This window comes from Nocardioides epinepheli (assembly GCF_037936805.1).
Classification (GTDB): Bacteria; Actinomycetota; Actinomycetes; order Propionibacteriales; family Nocardioidaceae; genus Nocardioides.
The window spans coordinates 24,349-41,755 of the sequence record NZ_JBBMMC010000024.1; the positions used below are offsets into that span (position 1 = coordinate 24,349).

Annotated in this window: 12 protein-coding genes; 3 read left to right on the forward strand and 9 right to left on the reverse strand. The window is 68.3% G+C overall.

Annotated features, from left to right (window positions below; all coding sequences use genetic code 11):
* Nucleotides 1-85 precede the first annotated feature (85 nt).
* Nucleotides 86-5,692, forward strand: a complete 5,607-nt coding sequence (gene mobF / locus WMR31_RS21740) for a MobF family relaxase (RefSeq protein WP_340541031.1) — start codon at nt 86-88, stop codon at nt 5,690-5,692.
* 44 nt (nt 5,693-5,736) lie between these two features.
* Here the strand turns inward: mobF and WMR31_RS22175 are convergent, their stop codons facing one another.
* Complete coding sequence (locus tag WMR31_RS22175) at nt 5,737-6,408, reverse strand: thermonuclease family protein (protein ID WP_445321664.1); 672 nt, start codon at nt 6,406-6,408, stop codon at nt 5,737-5,739.
* On the opposite strand from WMR31_RS22175, the gene WMR31_RS21745 reads away from it, so the two are divergent.
* Both WMR31_RS21745 and WMR31_RS21750 read left to right on the forward strand, forming a co-directional pair.
* Nucleotides 6,407-6,661, forward strand: coding sequence for a hypothetical protein (locus WMR31_RS21745; protein ID WP_340541032.1), 255 nt, complete (start codon nt 6,407-6,409; stop codon nt 6,659-6,661). The two genes, WMR31_RS22175 and WMR31_RS21745, sit on opposite strands and share 2 nt — an antisense overlap.
* 45 nt (nt 6,662-6,706) lie before the next feature.
* The gene (locus WMR31_RS21750; protein WP_340541034.1) at nt 6,707-7,924 is read left to right on the forward strand and encodes a pentapeptide repeat-containing protein; all 1,218 of its coding nucleotides are present in this window, start codon (nt 6,707-6,709) and stop codon (nt 7,922-7,924) included.
* A 29-nt stretch (nt 7,925-7,953) separates the two neighbouring features.
* Here WMR31_RS21750 and WMR31_RS21755 read toward each other — a convergent pair whose 3' ends face one another.
* The 8 genes from WMR31_RS21755 to WMR31_RS21790 all read right to left on the reverse strand — a co-directional run.
* Entirely contained in the window at nt 7,954-8,340 is a 387-nt protein-coding gene (locus WMR31_RS21755; RefSeq protein ID WP_340541035.1) for a hypothetical protein, read from the reverse strand.
* 102 nt (nt 8,341-8,442) lie between these two features.
* Nucleotides 8,443-9,873 carry a hypothetical protein gene (locus tag WMR31_RS21760; protein WP_340541036.1) on the reverse strand — a complete coding sequence of 477 codons (1,431 nt, stop codon included), beginning with the start codon at nt 9,871-9,873 and terminating at the stop codon, nt 8,443-8,445.
* Between the two features lie 489 nt (nt 9,874-10,362).
* Nucleotides 10,363-11,172: a hypothetical protein gene (locus WMR31_RS21765; protein ID WP_340541037.1), complete on the reverse strand. Its 810-nt coding sequence runs from the start codon at nt 11,170-11,172 to the stop codon at nt 10,363-10,365.
* A gap of 16 nt (nt 11,173-11,188) precedes the next feature.
* A complete protein-coding gene (locus WMR31_RS21770; protein WP_340541038.1) occupies nt 11,189-13,414 on the reverse strand; it encodes a VldE C-terminal domain-containing protein in 2,226 nt (741 codons plus the stop codon).
* Nucleotides 13,411-13,926: a hypothetical protein gene (locus WMR31_RS21775; RefSeq protein ID WP_340541039.1), complete on the reverse strand. Its 516-nt coding sequence runs from the start codon at nt 13,924-13,926 to the stop codon at nt 13,411-13,413. The genes WMR31_RS21770 and WMR31_RS21775 overlap by 4 nt, the downstream gene beginning before the upstream one ends.
* A gap of 35 nt (nt 13,927-13,961) precedes the next feature.
* A complete protein-coding gene (locus WMR31_RS21780) occupies nt 13,962-14,522 on the reverse strand; it encodes a DUF4913 domain-containing protein (protein WP_340541040.1) in 561 nt (186 codons plus the stop codon).
* On the reverse strand, nt 14,519-16,261 hold the full coding sequence (locus WMR31_RS21785) for a type IV secretory system conjugative DNA transfer family protein (protein ID WP_340541041.1): 1,743 nt from the start codon (nt 16,259-16,261) through the stop codon (nt 14,519-14,521). The genes WMR31_RS21780 and WMR31_RS21785 overlap by 4 nt, the downstream gene beginning before the upstream one ends.
* The coding region (locus WMR31_RS21790) for a putative type IV secretion/conjugal transfer ATPase (protein ID WP_340541042.1) at nt 16,261-17,407 on the reverse strand (1,147 nt) is incomplete at its 5' end. The genes WMR31_RS21785 and WMR31_RS21790, both read right to left, overlap by 1 nt.

Consider the following 17,407-nt stretch of genomic DNA (forward strand, 5'->3'; position numbering starts at 1 on the left):
CCTGTTCCTCAGCGATCCCATCTTTGAGACCTGTACTCCCACACACCTCTTGCATTCTGGACAGCGCCGTTACGATGCCCTCGTGATGTCGCTGCACAAGCTCTCGGCTGGGGACGGTTATCAGTACCTGATCCGGCAGACAGCTGCGGCCGACCGAGAGCTCGAGCCGCGCGAGGCGCTGAGCGACTACTACTCCGAGAAGGGAGAGCAGCCTGGGGTGTGGGCCGGGTCAGGTCTCGCTGGGCTTGCCTCCGCCCTTCCCGACCCGGACAAGGTCGACGAAGCGGTTCGCGAGACGGTGCTCCACCTGCGGTCATTGGCCGCCGTCGCCCTCGGCTCTACCGTCACCGCCGAGCAGATGGCGGCCCTCTTCGGAGAGGGGCGCCAGCCGAACGCGGACGCCCTGGAGGCCGCGATGGCAGCGGCCGGTGGGTCGCCCAAGGAACAGCAACGGGCCTCCAAGCTTGGCAACAAGTTTCGGCGTACCGCGTCGGAGCCTCATCAGTTCGTCGTCGAGTGCGCCCGCGAGTACGAGGCCTACAACGTCGCGATCGGGAACCCGCGGACCGCGCCAGTTCCGGAGAAGGAACGCGCCCTGATCCGGACTCGGATCGGCAAGACGCTGTTCACCGAGTACCACGGCCGCCCTCCAGCGGACTCTCGTGAACTCTCGGGGTTCATCGCCCGCGAGTCGCGTCCCCGCGAGCAGGCCTGTGCCGGTTTCGACCTGACCTTCTCGCCAGTCAAGAGCGTCTCGGCCCTGTGGGCCGTCGCCGATCGCGACACGTCCAGGACCATCGAGCAAGCCCACGAGGCGGCCGTCAGGGACACCCTTGACTGGCTTGAGCGGGAAATCATCTATACCCGCCGCGGAGCAAACGGGGCCCGGACGGTCTCGACCGCCGGCCTCCTGGCGACGATGTTCGTCCATCGCGACTCACGGGCGGGAGACCCAGACCTCCACACGCACGTCGCGATCGCGAACAAGGTCCAGGACCCAGAAGACGGCGCCTGGCTCGCGATCGATGCGCAGGTCCTCTACAAGCACACAGTCGCCGCCTCCGAGCGTTACAACACCCGCTTGGAGGCCGAACTCAGCGAGCGTCTCGGCGTCACCTGGGAGCCGGTCACGACGGCCAGGAACGCCCGACCCGTCCGCGAGATCGTAGGTGTCGCCTCAGACCTCCTAAGGCGGTGGTCGACTCGCCGGTCGGCCATCGACGCACGTCTCACCACCCTCACCGCGGAGTTTCAGGAGCGACATGGCCGTGTCCCGACTCCCAAAGAGGCCCTCGACCTGGCACAGCAGGCGAACCTTGAGACCCGGGAGGCCAAGCACGAGCACCGCTCCCACGCCGACCAGCGCGAGCAGTGGGCCGCTGAAGCCGCGCGCGCTCTCGGCGGCCCGGATGCAGTCGACGAGATGGTCCAAGACGCCCTTCACCAGGTCGCGACACCGCGCGCAGAACTCTCGCCCGAACGCATCGCTGACCTGGCCGAGCAGGCCCTCGCAACTACCGAGGCTGCTCGCGCGACCTTCCAGTACGCGCACATCCGAGCCGAAGCTGAGCGCCTGGTCCGCTCGGCCGAGGTCCCACGCGCGACCGTCGACGACGCGGTCGAGGCTGTCACGAGCGCGGTCCTCTCAGGGGTGGACACCGTGGCCATCGGCAGCCCCGACTCGGTCCATGAGCCGGTCGCGATGCTTCGCGCGGACGGGTCCTCGCAGTACGCCACCCCGCGGAGCCAGCTCTACACCACCACCAGAGTCCAGAGCGCCGAACGGTTCCTCGTCGACGCCGCCCAGGAGCGCGGCGCACGCCGCGTAAGCGAGGTCGACGTGAGCGTCGCCCTGCTCACCGAGACCGCCAACGCACATGACCTCAACGAAGGGCAGCAGCAGCTCGTCCGCGCTATGGCGACCTCGGGCGCCCGCCTCCAACTCGCTCTCGCGCCGGCCGGGACAGGTAAGACCACGGCCATGCGGGCCCTCGCGACCGCCTGGACCGGGTCCGGCGGGAACGTTCTTTCGCTCGCGCCCTCCGCAGTGGCCGCGCGAGAACTGGCCGAGGCCACAGGAGCGGCGAGCAGCACCCTCGACAAGCTCGTCTGGGACATCGAGCACGACGAGGTCCGCGCCTCAAGCTCGCCATTCGCAGGGGTCGACGACAAGACGCTGATCATCATCGACGAAGCCGGAATGGCCTCGACGCCCGCGCTCGCAACCGCCGTTGCCTTCGCCCGCGAGCGCGGCGCAAGCGTCCGGCTCATCGGTGACACCCAGCAACTCGCTGCCATCGGCGCCGGGGGAGTGCTGCGCGACATCGAATCGACAGTCGGCGCCGATTCGCTCTACGAAGTCATCCGCTTTGCCTGCCCTGCAGAGGCCACAGCCAGCCTCGCTTTGCGCGACGGCCGTGCCGTCGAAGCGATCGGGTTCTACCTCGATCAGTCACGCGTTCGGGCGGCCAGCCCCATCAACGCCGTCGATGACATCTTCAATGCCTGGAGCCAGGCGCGCGCCACAGGTGACAACGCGCTCATGGTGGCTGCCGACAAAGACTCGGTGAACGAGCTCAACGCCAGAGCCCGCCTCGCCCGACTTGCCGGGGACAAGGTGAGCCGATCGGTAGCCCTCCGATCCGGCCTCGAGGCCAGCGCCGGCGACACGATCGTGACCAGGCGCAACAATCGGTCGCTCCGGGTCAGCGCGACCGACCACGTCAAGAACGGTGACCGGTGGACCGTCCAGCGTGTCCACCGGGACGGCGCCGTGACCGTCGTCCACGACGTCCTCAGGCGCAGGATCCGGCTGCCCGCGGACTACGTCGCAGATCACGTCGACCTGGGCTACGCCGCCACCGTGCACGGCTCCCAAGGCCAGACCGTCGACCGATGCTTCGCACTCGTGACGGGCGCGTGGGACCGCGCCGCCGCTTACGTCGCCATGACCCGCGGCCGCCTTGAGAACAGCGTCTACGTCGTCACCGGAGGCGACGGGGACCCGCACACCCAGATCACCCCCGATCAGGTCGAGCAGCCCACCGCGACCGACACTCTGCTCCAAGTCTTCGGTCGTGACAGCTCGGCCACTTCTGCCCACTCGGCCGCGGAAGACGCGGTCTCCCCGGTCGTCGAGCTGGCTCGCTTCGCGCGCATCTACGGCGACGGGCTCGGCAGGGCAGCGATCCTCATGGTCGGCCAAGACCGGTATGAGGAGATCGCCCGCGACACTCAGGTCCTCGCTCCGGGCATCAGCGACACTCCGAGCTGGGATCGGCTGGTCCAGCATCTGTGCGTCCTCGAGCTACGGGGGGAGGACGCTATTGGAACTTTCGCCACCGCGCTGGCCAGCCGGCCTCTCGTGGACGACCTCACAGACCCCTCGCGGGACGACGCCGCCGTGATGCTGTGGCGGCTCGACGACACCGACGCGAGCGGGGCCGGCCCACTCCCGTGGCTCCCGCCCATTCCCGACCCGATCCTGACCCACCCCGAGTACGGTCCCTGGCTCGAAGCTCGGAGCAAGCAACTCAGCGCCGCCGCGAGTGAGGTCCGCACGCTTGCCGACACGTGGACGGTGGAGACGGCGCCCGCGTGGGCGCAGCGCCTCCTAGGCCTCGACGGACGTTTGGTCGGTGACCTCGCCGTGTGGCGGGCAGCCCGCCACGTCCGCGACGACGACCTTCGACCCGTAGGGCGGGAGCCATCAGACCGGCGTGAACGCCGTCACTACAAGGGCCTCGTCGAGCGCCTCAAGCGCCACCGCGCAACGCTCACCGGGCCAACGCACCACTGGGCCGGTGTGCTCAACAGCCACCCTGCCCTCACGGCCGATCCCTGGTGGCCGGTCCTCGCCGACCGGCTCGACGAGCTCACCACAGGCGGGCTCGACCTCACCAACGCCGACGTCCTCCGAGCGCTCGAACAAGTCGCCGCTGAACATGCGAACGCCGCTCTCCGCGAGCCGACCGGCGACGACCCCGTTGACGCTGCGCCCGACCGCGTGGACGCCCCCACTGAACCGCCTGCGAGCGAGAGCACCGCCAACGGCTCGGAGAAGGCGCAGCCGGTCGAGGCCTCAGTCGTCGACGCGGAACGTCGGGCACGCGTCGTCGAGCTGCACCGGGCCGCCCACGAGTTCTACGCCGGCCACGCGGCCGGAAGCTGGATCGGCGGCTACCTGCGCGGTCGAGGTCTGGCGGGCATCATCGACAAGGCAGGCTACGCACCCCGCGGCCCCCGGGCGCTCGTCGAGCACCTGACCCAACTCGGACATAGTGTCGAGGACCTGGTGCAGGCGGGTCTCGCCGTCGATCGCGACGGCAAGGTCCGCGACACGTTCCGTGACCGGGTGGTGCTCACCGTCTATGCCACCGGCGCCGACGGATCACCCGAACCAGTCGCCTTCGTCGGCCGCGCACCCCAGGGGCACCCGGACTACGTGCCCAAGTACCTCAATACGCCAGGTACCGCCGCCTTCGTCAAGGGTGAGGTCCTGTACGGCCTCGCTGAGCACGTCGACGCCCTTCGGGCCGGCGCGATCCCGGTGCTCGTGGAGAGCCAGGTCTGTGCCGAAGCTGTCACCCTCGCCACAGGTGGCACCCACATTGGACTCTCGTCAGGAGGGACCTCCCTTACCGCCGACCAGGTCGCCGCGCTCGGCACGGTCGTCGACCTAGCGAGCACTCCGATCGTCGTCGCGACGGACGAGGACGTGGCCGGACGCAAGGCCGCCGTCAACGCCTGGCGGCTGCTCGTCGACGCCGGCGTCGAGGACCCCCGCTCGGTCCGGCTCACACGGAAGGACCCCGCCGAAGTCCTGGAGCAGGACGGCGCCGAAACACTCGCCACCACACTCGCCGAGACGTCTCCGCTGATCGGAACGGTCGTCAACGCTCACCTCGACAAGTGGGGATCAGTCCTCGACCACATCGACGGGCAGCTCGGCGCCCTCCGAGCGATCGCCCGCGACGCTGCGCGGGCCGCAGAGGACCAGCAGATCTATGCCACCGTCTTGACCCAGGTAGCGGTACCGCTCGATTCCGAGGTGGTCTCGGCCGCCTTCGACGAGGCCCGCGGCGTCGCCCACGCTCCGCTATCGAGTGACTTCGGGTCGGACGCGGCCGAGGCGCCGATCGAGGCCGAGGTAGGCGACAGAGAAGACAGCGACCTCCTGCGCGACGACCTTCTCGTGGAGGCCCTTCTCCACGCCGCTCTCGACCGACCACTGCCAGATGAGCACCAGGCCGCCGCACTGTGGTCACGTCTCAGTCCCCTCACCACGGGCAACCACCAAGCGGACAGCCCGACCCACCAGCTGCTTGCCACCGACCTCGACCTCAAGGACGCCGCCAAAATCATGGCCACCCCCGCCTGGCCAGCGATAGCGGCCCAGGTCCGGGCTGACGTGCGCGCCGGGCGCAGATCGACCCTTACCACCACGGCGATCGAGGTCGCAGACAGTGGCCAGACGTTCGAGAGCTCCGCCGCGTTCTCGGCCGCGGTCCTCGAGCGACTCCAAGCCCCTGATTCGGCCGAATCACCAGACCGAGCCCGTCTCGACGACCTCCTCGCGCGTGTCCGCGCGACTCGCGCGGAAACCCAGGAGCGTCTCCGCGAGCAGACCCAGCGGCGCGACGACCACGACAGGCCCGCGCCCCGCCACACCGGGCCCACGCCGACGGCCTAGAGGAAACGAGGCCCTGCTCCCGAGAAACTGTTGGGCGAGCGGTGTTAGGTCGCCGCTGCGCACTGCCCCCAGCGGCCCGCGCTAGCTGCACGGGCTTCGCCCTCCAGCGCCCGGTACCTGTCTAACCGAGCTGCCGGGGGAGTCCCGACCCACACCTCAGCAGCGCCCGACTCGACCAGGCTTGAGCCGAGGTCAGTCCCATCGAGCCGCACGTATCGGAGCAGACGCCCGTATCGATCGCGGTCAGGCTGCGTCGGGTCGACCACGAGGACGACCTGGTCCGCCGAGCGGACCAGCTGGGCAGTCAGCGTCGTCGCTTCATCTGCGTAGCACTCGTACTGGTCGACCTCAGGCGTGTCGACCGCGAGCAGTCTCACGCGCTCCTGCGCGCCCCGAACAGTGACCCGCAAGGTGTCGCCGTCAATGACGGCGGCCGCGGACGCTCGCTGTCGGAGCGAGGTGGCCGGAGGCGCGTCGTCTTGTTGACGACGGTCTTGCCCGCCGCCGCCCTGCATCGCCGCGACGACGGCGATTCCCAGCGCAAGTGCGGTCACGCTGCCCGTTGCGCCAGCGCTCCGGCGCCAGTGACCACGTACCCAGCGCCCGCTCCGGTAGTGGCCGGTCACATAAGGCATATCCGTACCACCCGCTCTCTGCAGCCGATGATGCCCTGAACCACCGACACCCCAGTTGATCAGTGGGAGACTCCACGTCATGGACGACCAGGCCGCGATCCTCGCCCGACGCGTCGCCCTGGCCGCCTCCGCTTGGTTCAACGCGCCGGCCGACGTCGAGGCCTACCGCCGGCTCGCGGCCGCGGTAGGGGAGTGGAACACCTACGCCGCCCCGCAGCTCGTCGACGACGACCTGCTCGACGAGCTCGCTGACCAGCACCCACCGACGCCACTCGGCGACGCCGTGCCTGACCTCGAGGCCGCGCTGCGGCGCGCCGCTCGCCGCATGCTCTAGCGATTTCGGGGCAGGAGCTGGTTGCCCGCTGCGATACTGCGCCGCATGTCTCGGTTACGCAGGATTCAGGCGCCCGGCCTTGGAGCTGGGATCGCGCTCGCGGGTGTCGGCGCGGTGCTTGTTGTCGTCGGACTGATGTGGGTCGCGGCCGGGCTCAGCACAGGGGACTGGTGGCCCCTCAACGGTGTCAAGGGTCCCGGCGTCGAGTGGGGCGAGGTCGCGAAGATCGCGATCCCTGGCGCGGCGCTCGTCGCGGCGGTCCTCGCGGCCGTGCTCGCCGGATACGGCCACCAGGCGCGCCTCGAAGAGCTCACGCTCAGCCGCGACGCCGACGTCACCGACCGATACACCAAGGCGGTCACACAGCTCGCAGACCCGAACCCCGCCATCTCGCTTGGTGGTCTGTTCGCACTAGAACGCATCCACGGAGACTCCGAACGTGACCGCGCCACCATCGAGCGTCTCCTGGAGGCCTACATAGTGGAAGCGACCGCGGCCGAAGCCGGGGCCGTCCGCTACACCCGTGCCTCTCCCACAGTGGTCGGCGCTGTCCAGGTCTACGGCCGCCTCCAGGGCGATCGGCAGCCTTTGTCGATCACCGAGGTCAACCTGAAGGCCGCGAACCTACGCGGCGTAGGCCTCACCAGCGCCAACCTCGACAACGCCTACCTCGAAAGCGTTGACCTCAGCAGTGCCAACCTCACAGGCGCCAACCTCACAGGCGCCAACCTCACCGACGCCAACCTCTTCGGCGCCAACCTCACCGACGCCAACCTCTTCGGCGCCAACCTCACCGACGCCAACCTCACCGACGCCAACCTCACCACCGCCAACCTCTTCGACGCCAACCTCACCACCGCCAAACTCTTCGGTGCTCGCCTCGACGGCGCCATCCTCGCAGGCGCCATCCTCAGCCGCGCCGACCTCTTCGGCGCCGACCTCACCGGCGCCATCCTCAGCCGCGCCATCCTCGACCGCGCCAACCTCACCACCGCCAACCTCACCCGCGCTCGTCTCAACGGCGCTCGCCTCGACGGCGCTCGCCTCACAGGCGCCGACCTCTTCGGCGCCGACCTCACCGGCGCCAACTTCACCGAGGCCGCCCTCACCGGGGCCAACCTCAGCGAGGCCGACCTCGCCGAGCACCAGGGCCTCGACAAGGCGATTGGGCTCGGTGAAGCGATCGGCCTGGACACAGCGATGGGCCTTCCCCTCACCTTCCAACCAGCCACGGTCCTGCCGCGTACGGCCACGAGGAACTGATGCGACGACGAGGCCTACCGGGGTAGCGGCTAGGGGAGCGCGTTGGTCCGGAGCGGCGTGACGTTGAGGAGTAGCTGGCCAGCTGGGACCCAGCGGTCGGACTCGAGGGCTAGGGCGTACCCCTCGGCGGCGACCGCATCGTGAATGCCTGCCCCGCGCAGTTCCTCGCTGGCCTGCTCAGCTGTCGCGTTACTCCAGATGCTGGGGACGTGGCGCTGGCCACCGCCTTGCGCTGCGAGCTCGAGTGCCGGGCGCAGGTAGGTCGATCGCATTTTGGCCTCGTACCGGTTGATCCATCGCGGCCCTTGTTCTTTGTGGGCTTGGGAGATGACCCACAGGACTGTCATCGCGAAAATCCCGATCGCCGCGATCACAGGCACCCATACAGAAACGTTCTCAAAGGGCTCAAGGTTCATCGGTTCCACCACTTTCCGAGGTTGTGTCTGACTGATTCTTCCTGCCCCCACCGACAATCGGTGCGGCCTAGCTGGCTGGTGTTCGCGTCGTCCCGCTCGACGTCATTCCTTGGTGCTGTTATCGAGTCGTTCTAGCGGGGTTCCGGGGAGGTCGGCGGGGGAGGGGACGTCCATGACGGCGGCGTCGATGAGGCGAGCGGTGAGGGAGTTGAAGTCCTCCAGCTCGCGGTTGGGTCGGTAGGTCTCGACGTCGACGACGATCTCGACGGGTACGTTCAGGCCGTCGAGCTGCGCGGCGGCGTGCTCGATGTGTGTCTTGAGCGCGGCGCCGTACTCCCGTGCCTCGCGTAGTCGTAGCTCCTCGAGGCGGTCTTCGTCGTCGAGGCCGAGCCGCTGGTCGCGTTCGTTGACCAGCCGGTAGTACTCGGCCTCGGCCTCGGGGGTCTTGGAGATCCATGCGCCTTCTGAGGATTCCTCGAGCCACTGAGCTCCGGCAGCGATGCCCTGCTCGGAGGTACCAGAGGCGCGGAGCGAGTCCTTCCACGCCTCGAGGGACCAGGCGGGCGCGGCTGGGTCGTGGGGCTGCCACTCGCCGCTGCTGTCGCGGTCGTAGATCCATGCGTAGGTGGCCAGGTCGACCTCGGGCTCGCGTTCCTCGGCAGCGGTGATGCGTTCGCGGATCGCGCGAAACGCGGTGTCGTACTCGCTTCCGGTCTCGGTGTGATCGGCCAGGAGCTCGTCGACGTGGAGGGTGATCCGCAGCGGCTCGGTGCGGTGGGCCCACAGGCCTGCCTCGTCGGGGCCGACGGTGGACTCCAGCAGCTGCTCGACGCCTGCGGCCTCCCAGGAGCCGGGCCGCCCGGCGAGCGCGACTCCTATCCCGCCGACGTTCGCGGCCGCGCCGGCCAGGGCGAGGGTCACGAACTCGGCCCAGTCGGTCGGCTCGGTCCGAGTCGGGTCGACCTCCCACGCCCCGCCAGGCGTCGACGACGCCCCGGCGCGGCCGTCGGGGTCCTCGACCCGTCGCAGCACCGGCCGGGGGAGACGTGCGGCCGCGGTGAGCGTCGTCACCGCCTGGGCCAGCAGGTCGGCGTAGGCGTCGGAGTACTCCGCGCTACCCATCACCGCAGGCGACCCGGCGGTGGCGGGGACCTCGACCTTCCCGTAGGCGATCGGGTTGCGTGAGTCGTTGTGCAACGGGTCCGGCTGGCCGACCAGCGGGTGCCCGGGCAGCGGCCGGCCCTCGACCGCGACCCGGTCCTCGAGGTGGAACGAGACCCCCTCGACGGTCCCGACCTGGACCACCCGGCCGTCGTAGACGATCAGCGCGAGCGCACAGTCGGCGACCTTGTCCAGGCGCGCCTTCCACACCCCACGTCCCCGCAGCCACAGCTGCGCCGGACTCAACCCCTCGGCGTAGCCGATCAGGTCCCGGCCGAGCGCGTCGCCCGGCGGGGCCGGCTGCTCCGGTCCCAGCCGCATCCGAACCGCTGACACCTGACGACGGGGGAGATGCAACGTCGATTCGGTCATGCACCGACCGTACACCCAGGCGTCTGACTATGCAACTAGTTAACTGGTCGTTTTGTCATAACGACAGTTAACGGCGATATATCACGATATATCGTGTTCCGATTTTTTTGCCATCTCCCTTGGCGGCGGTCTATCTGGTGACAATGAAGGACAGAACCGTCAGGGCGAAGGGGGCGGTTACGAGAGCTGTCCCCAGGAGCCCCAACCCCCACATGAGTCCCCTGCCGTTGGACGCTGTTCGGTTGGCCACGACGTCTTTCACGCCGACGCCGACGAGGAAAAGTCCTCCCGCAAGGCCGAGCCACGCAGAAATGGTCTCCGAACGTGTCGGGCTGATGTCTTCCGTATCCCCTCCCAACGACCACGCCACAAAGACCGCCAGGACCAGGACGCCCAGGTAGAGCACGGCGATAAGGGCAGCGACCCCCTCCGAGTCCTTCTCCGGGGAGGTCGGTCGGTCTCCCGCAGGCCCCCCATCTCCAGGGGCGCTCATGGCCGCATCCGTCGGCCGGTGGCGTCTTCGATCTGTTTCCAGGTGCATCCGATACGCCTGGCCATTGCTGCGGTGCTACGCACTCCGGCGCGTGCGCGTTCCCATTGGAGAAGGGCATCTGCGAGCGCCTCGGTGTGCTGAGAGTGTCCTGACGGGGCGGTGACCGCATCGGGTAGCAGGGTCTTGGTCATCTTCAGCACCACCGCGTGGCTGCGCCCGAGGGTGCTTCCGATCAGATGCCAGGAGAACCGGGCCTCGCGGGCCTTTGTGATGCTGAGTGCCAGCTCTTCCAGCGCGTAGGAGCGCCGCGCGGCCGCCGCGCGCAGCTCGTGCAGCGCCTGCTGGCCCATGTCGTACGCACCGTCTGCTGGGAGGGCTCCCCATCGAGCTGCTGCTGTCTTTGCTGACACGCCGGCCGCCTTGCAGATCGCGCTCCGTGCGATTCCGGCTGTCCTGCAGCGGTCTACGGCTTGCGCCAGTTGGCGGCTGGTCTCGGCGGCCGCGTGGTTGCGCTCGACGACGTCGTCCAGTTCGGGGCCCGTTTCGACTCGCGTGAGGCCCTGGACCGCGGTCGACCAGTGCGCCTGCGCGCCTTGTCTAGTCATCCCGGCGACGCTGCCGATGTCCGCCCACGTGTGCCTGGCCATCCACGCCTTCAACACGGCCTGCTCGACCTCGTGCTCGCGTTCGGCCAGCGTGCGCGATGCGACGCGGATCCGTTCAATGGTCTGCGAGATCGGATCGTCGTGTGGATCGATCGGCGCTTGGTCTGTCTGGCGGTCTGCCACTGCAACGTTCTCCGGCATCACTTTCTCCCTCTGTTTACTGAGCGGCTGCTAGGTCGGCTACTACTGCGGGATGGTCGCTGTCGATTCGGATCGTTCGATGGCCTGTTGCTGTGAGTCCGGGCGTGAAGAAGATGTAGTCGACGTACGAGGCTTCCAGCGGGCCGAGGGCCTGGAACGTCGAGCGGATGCCGTAGCGGCCCAGAACCGCCTGCGGGCCCCATCCGTAACCTCGGCCTTGATTCGGCCGGTATCCGGAGTTGAAGTCACCGCCGACGACGACTGGCCCGTAGCCACTGAGCTGGCTGACCACGGTGGCGAGCTTCTCCATCCCTCGGACGTACTCCGCCTCGCGCGTTTGCGGTGAACGGCCGCCGTAGGGCCTGCCAGCGTTCGTCATGGCGTGCGCCGAGACACCCGATAGGTATGTGCCGTCGGCGCCGCGCAGAAGCACCCACTGGACCCATCGGTTATCCCACGACCCGGCCCTCGGGCCGCTCGTGATCTTCACGCGCCCCTTGCCCGCGAGTGTCCATCTGTCGGTGCGCCAGCTGATTGCTGTGCCCCGGCTCTCCGAGACCGGCCAGACCGTGTTGGGATCGCGCCACGTCGCGTACCCGGGAGGGGTGAGCAGCGCATCAGACCGCCGGAACCCCTCATTCCAGGTGATGATGTCCGGTCCAAGGCTGGCGAGTTTCGCCCGCGTGGCCAGGAAGCTGGACCGTGACCTGTTGCCCTTCACGTTGGCCTGGATCACCCGAATCCCGGTGCCGGGCACGGCCTGCGAGCCCACCGGGACCACCACGGGCTGACCAACGTGCTCGGCCAGCCACGTGGTGGGGTTGATGTTGTCCTCGTAGATCGACCCGTTTTTCGGGTGGACCTCGAAGTGCAGATGGCATCCCGTGCTGTTCCCGAGGGTGCCGACCTCGCCGATCTGCTGGCCCGCCGTCACCACGTCACCGTTTGAAACGGTCACGCTCTGCATGTGGCCGTACCAGGTCGTGAGTGAGGTCGGTCCGGTCGACACCTTGGTGAGGAATGGTCCCGCCCACGACGACTTTTCGATCGACACCGTGCCGCCGGTCGCAGCCACGACGGGAGTGCCGCAGCTGACGGAGAAGTCGGTCCCGGTGTGCCGGTTCTTCCAATTTGAGCCGGCGTCTCCCCAGTTCTTCCGGTCGTAGTCCGCACCGTTCGCGATCGGGTACACGACGGTGCCGGCACCGGCCGTCGCGACCGGGGTGCAGCCGAGCGCGGCCTTCCAGGGAGAGAGGGCTGGGGTGAGCGCACCGGTGCCGGTCGCGTCGCGCTTGACGTTGATGTGGACGTGGTCGAGGTGGTTGGCGGTGCCGCTTCCGCGGTCCTCCATCGCCCGCCAGCCTTCGTCTGCTCGTTCGGTCGACCAGATTCGTTGGTACCAGATGATGTAGTCGACGCCGAGGCTCGCCGCGTTGGCCCGGGCGTAGGCAGCCAGGGCGTCGCCCTGCCGCTTGCCCGCGCTGTTCAGCGGCACCATGAAGTCCGCTGCCAGACCTGCTGGGTGCCCATCCATATCCGTGGCGGACTCTCGGTAGCCTCCGACGGTCCTGATGCCGAACATCGGCGCGAGGGTGTTCACCAGGTTCCGAAGTTGCGGTGTCACCTGGCCCAGGCCGTACCGGTCGCCGTCGGTGTTGTCGACCGCCATCTGCACTGACCCGCCGTCGGTGGCCAGGAGCGCCGCGACCACCTCGACTGCGTCGTCCCAGAACTTCTCGTAGTGGTAGGGGTCGGCGTTGATCTGAGTCCGGTGTGCCGCGATCGTCGGTGGCAGGGATTCCCATCCCTCGACCTTCATCAGTGCTCGAAAGAAGTTCAGGGAGCTGATTCGTGGGTCCATCCGGTCCTCGAGGCTCCCCCAGGCGCCGTTTGCGCGCTGCTGGAACAGCCCTCGAGAGTCCGGACCGGCCGAGTCGCCGTAGTCGAGGACTCGCAGGCCCGACTCCCCCATTGCCGTCATCACGCCGATCGTTTGGCCGTGGCGGGAGATGCCGATCTCCGCACCTGCGTTGATGATCGCGGCCGCGTTCTCGATCTGCTCGCCGCTCCAGGCTCCCACTGAGGCCGGGAGTGCGCCGGTCACCGTGCCGGCACTCGTGCCTCCCGGCACGCCGCACGTGCTGCCGGGAGGCTGCGAGCCGCCGATCATCCCGACCAGGGTGAGCAGGCCGATCAGCATCACCCCGATCAGGCATCCGGCGACTACGGCGACCTTCTTCATGGCGCCTCGGCCGCCGCCAGAAGATCGCCGTCCGTGCTCCCAGGCGCAGCTGTCGGTTGGAGCACTTCGGTGAGGTCCATCCGGTCCATGACCCACCCCGACTCGACCGTCGTCCGCGTCAGCGTGACGGCGATGACTCCGCGCGTGGTGTCAACGTCGACGACCGTGTAGGTCGGCGTTGTCGCCGTCGCATCGTCGGCGACCTGTGCGGACAGCACCTCGAGTCGAGGCACCGTCGTCGGGTCGGTCCACGCGTAGGCCTGCTGAGCTGATGCGGAGAGCAGCGGTTCCAGGTTGCGCCACCACGCTTCCGCAGTCAGGTCGGGCCGGGCCCATAGCGCCACGACTCGTCGAGCAGCTGACGTCGCGACCGTGCCCGCGCCCTCGATCGGCGTTGTGTCGTGCTCGTGCCCGGGCTCACCGTGCGGGATCGCGACCCCTGATGGCTGGTTTGCGGCGTCGCCCGGGTCGGTCGGTCGTTGCTCGCTCGTCGAGCACGATGCGAGCGCCACGAGGGCGGCTCCTGTTGCCAGGAGCCGCCGCGCGATCATCGCGACGGCCATGACGGGCAGCCCTTCGACGGGTTAGCCAGGGCGATAGTGCGGCGGTCGGTCGGGCGCACGGTCTCGGAGGTGCGATGTCCGTTGCGGCATCCGTTGATCGGGTAGAAGGTCGACATGATCCGCGTGATCGTCGGGTACAGCGCGCGGTCGTGCCAGAAGGACATCGCATCGTCGTCCTCCTCCGCGGACTTCGCGGCGGCTGCCCGCCACGCACTTCGCAGGGCGGCTAGTTCCTCGACGACGCCACCGTGGCTTGGCCAGCACGGTGCGACGCATTCGCTCAGCTCGTAGGTGGTGAGCAGCCCGTCGACCCAGTCCGCAAGGGCCGCCCAGTCGTCATCGGTGGCTCGCAGCGCCCACGCCGTCGGTTCGGCCTCGCTCCCACCCCCTCCTGTCGGCCGGCTGGACCGTTTCGTCAGGACCTTCACCGACTCGGCGAGCGAGCCAACGGCATCGGTGATGTCCGTCGTGTGGGTCCGCAGCTCCGCGATGTCAGTCTCGGCCGCCCTCAGCCGGCGCTCGACCTCTGCCCCCGGCACGGTCATGCCTTCGTTCCTTCCACATCGATGAGGTGATTCGGCCGAATCAGGCCCTGTGCGCGGGCGTGCGCTGCTCGCCGATCGGCGACCGTGGCCCGATCCGCCTCGAGTTGTTCGGCGTTCGGTGACCGGAACCAGGGGTCGAGTTCGATGACCATCGGCGCTGCGTTGCGGTACAGCAGGAGTCCTGTTCCGCTCTCGAGCATCCGCAGCTCGTCGGAGCGCAGCACCTCGCGTTGACGGTGTGTGTCGTCGTCGACGTCCACCTTCCCGGTCAACTCGCTGTAGCGGCGCAGCGAGGTAGGCGACTTCAGGCCAGCAAGTGCGAGTTCAGCGCACTGCTCCAGGAGGATCTGGCCTCGGTCGCCCCAGCGTGATCGCGTCTGGAGTTCGGACTGAAAGGCCAGGATCAGCTGGACCCCGAGCTTGCGCACTTCCGACGCCAGCTCCGGCGCCTTGTCGATCGGCGCGATGTTCGCGAACTCGTCTCCCACCACACGCAGCGGAGGGTCAAGCTTCCCGTACTTCATCGTCGGTGCTGCGGCCTTCACCGCGTCCATCACTTCTTGGAAGAGCATGGTGCACAGCGGCCCCACGTTCGTGGCGGACGAGTCGTCCGAGATCAGAACCAAGGTGTCGGTCGACCTGACGAACTCGCCGGCGTCGAACTCCGGGACCCCCGGCTGAGGGCTCACCCACCGTGTAACGGCTTTCAAGGTCAGCGGCTCCACCGCCTGCTGAAGCGTCTGCCGTGAAGAGGAGACCGTCTCGACCGCGCCAGTTGATACAGCGACCAGCATGTCGGCCCACCCCTGCTCAGCTCGCGGGTCGGCACTCTCACTGATGAGTCGCGCCGCCACCTTCCCCTCGATATCGAGATTGGCCGTCCACCGCAGCACCTCGCTCATGTCCCGACCCGACAAGGCAGCTGCGTGCAGCATCCGCGAGAGAGCGATCATCGCGTTGTGCTGGAAGAAGCCCGCGTTCGTCGAACCGCCCTTGTCGGATTTCAGCCCCGCGGCGAAGGCGATCCCTCGTGCCAGTGCGGTCTTACCGTCCTCGCAGCCGCCGACGGCGTTCCACACCATCGGCTCGGGCCAGGACGCTCTGTTGAGAGGGTCGAAGACCCACAGCCGACCGAGGCGAGCCCTGCTCGTCGCGATCAGATCGAGGATCGAGACCTCGTTCGACGTCACGACGAGCGCCCCTGGTGCTGCCAGCGCGGCCGGGATCATCACGAGGGTCGACTTGCCACCACCCGTTGACGCCATCACCACCAGGTGGTCGTCATGGGGCAGCACGAGCTCGCTCCCGCTCGCCTTGTCGCGACCGACCCGAAGGCCAATCTCGTCCAGCTCGACCTTCTCTCGAATCGCGGCCGACAGCCCGGGCCGAGTCTGTGCTGCGCTCTCGCGCACCGCGGTCTCGCCCAGTGCGGCCTCGGCTTGCTCCTTGGAGGCCAGACCTCGACGTTCGGCGTCACCTGAGGACCGGCGCTTCCGCAGCAGCCAGATCACCCCGGCGCCGGCCGCCGCCACCGCGGCGAGGAACGCACCGAAGAGCGCCCACGTACCACGACCTGCGCCCCCGATGAGCACGTCGATCGAGCCCGCGACGTCGACCACTCCGACACTGCCGGACGTGAGAACCACCGCGGCGTGCCAACTGCCGATCGCACACAGCGCGATCAAGGCGACGACTACATTCCCGGCCGTGTGACTCGCGACGCCCTGGTCCTCGCTCATCAGGAAGCACCGCCTACGAGCATTCCGCTGTCGGTCCTGGTCAGCTCGGCCTCGAGCGCCGAGCGGACGTGCTCGACCACAATCTCTGGCCGAGACCCGACCTTGAGCAGGTGGGTGCCCTGGTCAAGTGAGGAGAGTGCCTCGACCGACCCTGGGTCCAGCCCGTAGAGCTCACCGCACGCGACGGCGTCCTCGCGGCGGTCCTGTCGGTAGATGTGGATCGTCTCAGGCTCTTTGAGCAGCGATCGGGCAGCCGAGCTGTTCGGCATCTGAGCGATATTGTGCATCGCGGCGACATTGCAGAGCCCGAGCCCTCTGGCGACCATCTGGTTCGCGTTGATCTGCCGCGAGATCGGGCCGGTCACGAGGTCCCAGCCCTCCTCCAGCAAGAAGTTCGTGCCGTGGCCACGGTCCTTGCGCAGCGTCCCGAGCAGCCACGCCTGCGCGACGACAAGAACCAGTGCCGTCGCCGGCCCGTCCGCCGGCAACTGCGAGATGTCGAAGACGGTCAGTTTCGAGTTCAGTTGCACGTCGTCGCTCGTGGGCCCGTCGAAAAGACCAGCGAGATCGTCAGAGACGGCGCCGATGAGAAGCTGGCGCACCTCGAGGCCAGCCTGGTGCACCCGCTCTTTCGCCGCCGCCGAGTAGTCCGACCAGGCATCGTCGCCGTCGACGACGCCTAGGCGGCTCTCGATGTCTCCGAGCACCGGCACACGATCATCGCGTGCCGCGTCTCTCAGAGCGCGCTTCACTGCTTTCCGGAGGGCGTCCTGCGCCCACGAGTCCAGGGTTAGGTCGGTCCCGCTGGCACGCTCGGCCATCGCCTTCACCAGACGGAACGCGCCGCCCGCCCCGACGACGTCGAGGATGCGCGGATCGAGTGGGTTCAGGCGTGTGCCGCCACCGCCCGCCCGGAATCCGAACACCGACCCGCCGAATCGTCTGCTCAACTCGCAGTATTCGCCCTCGCCGTCCCGGTCCTTGCGGTCGAGCACGACGCCCCGCCGCTTCTTCACGATGCAGGGCCGAAGCCAGTAGACGGTCTTCAGGAGCGAGCTCTTCCCCGAGCCGATGTCTCCGAGCACCACCACATGGGGCGAGGTGATGAGCTTCTCCTCGTAGGCGGTGAACGAGTCGTGCGCGACC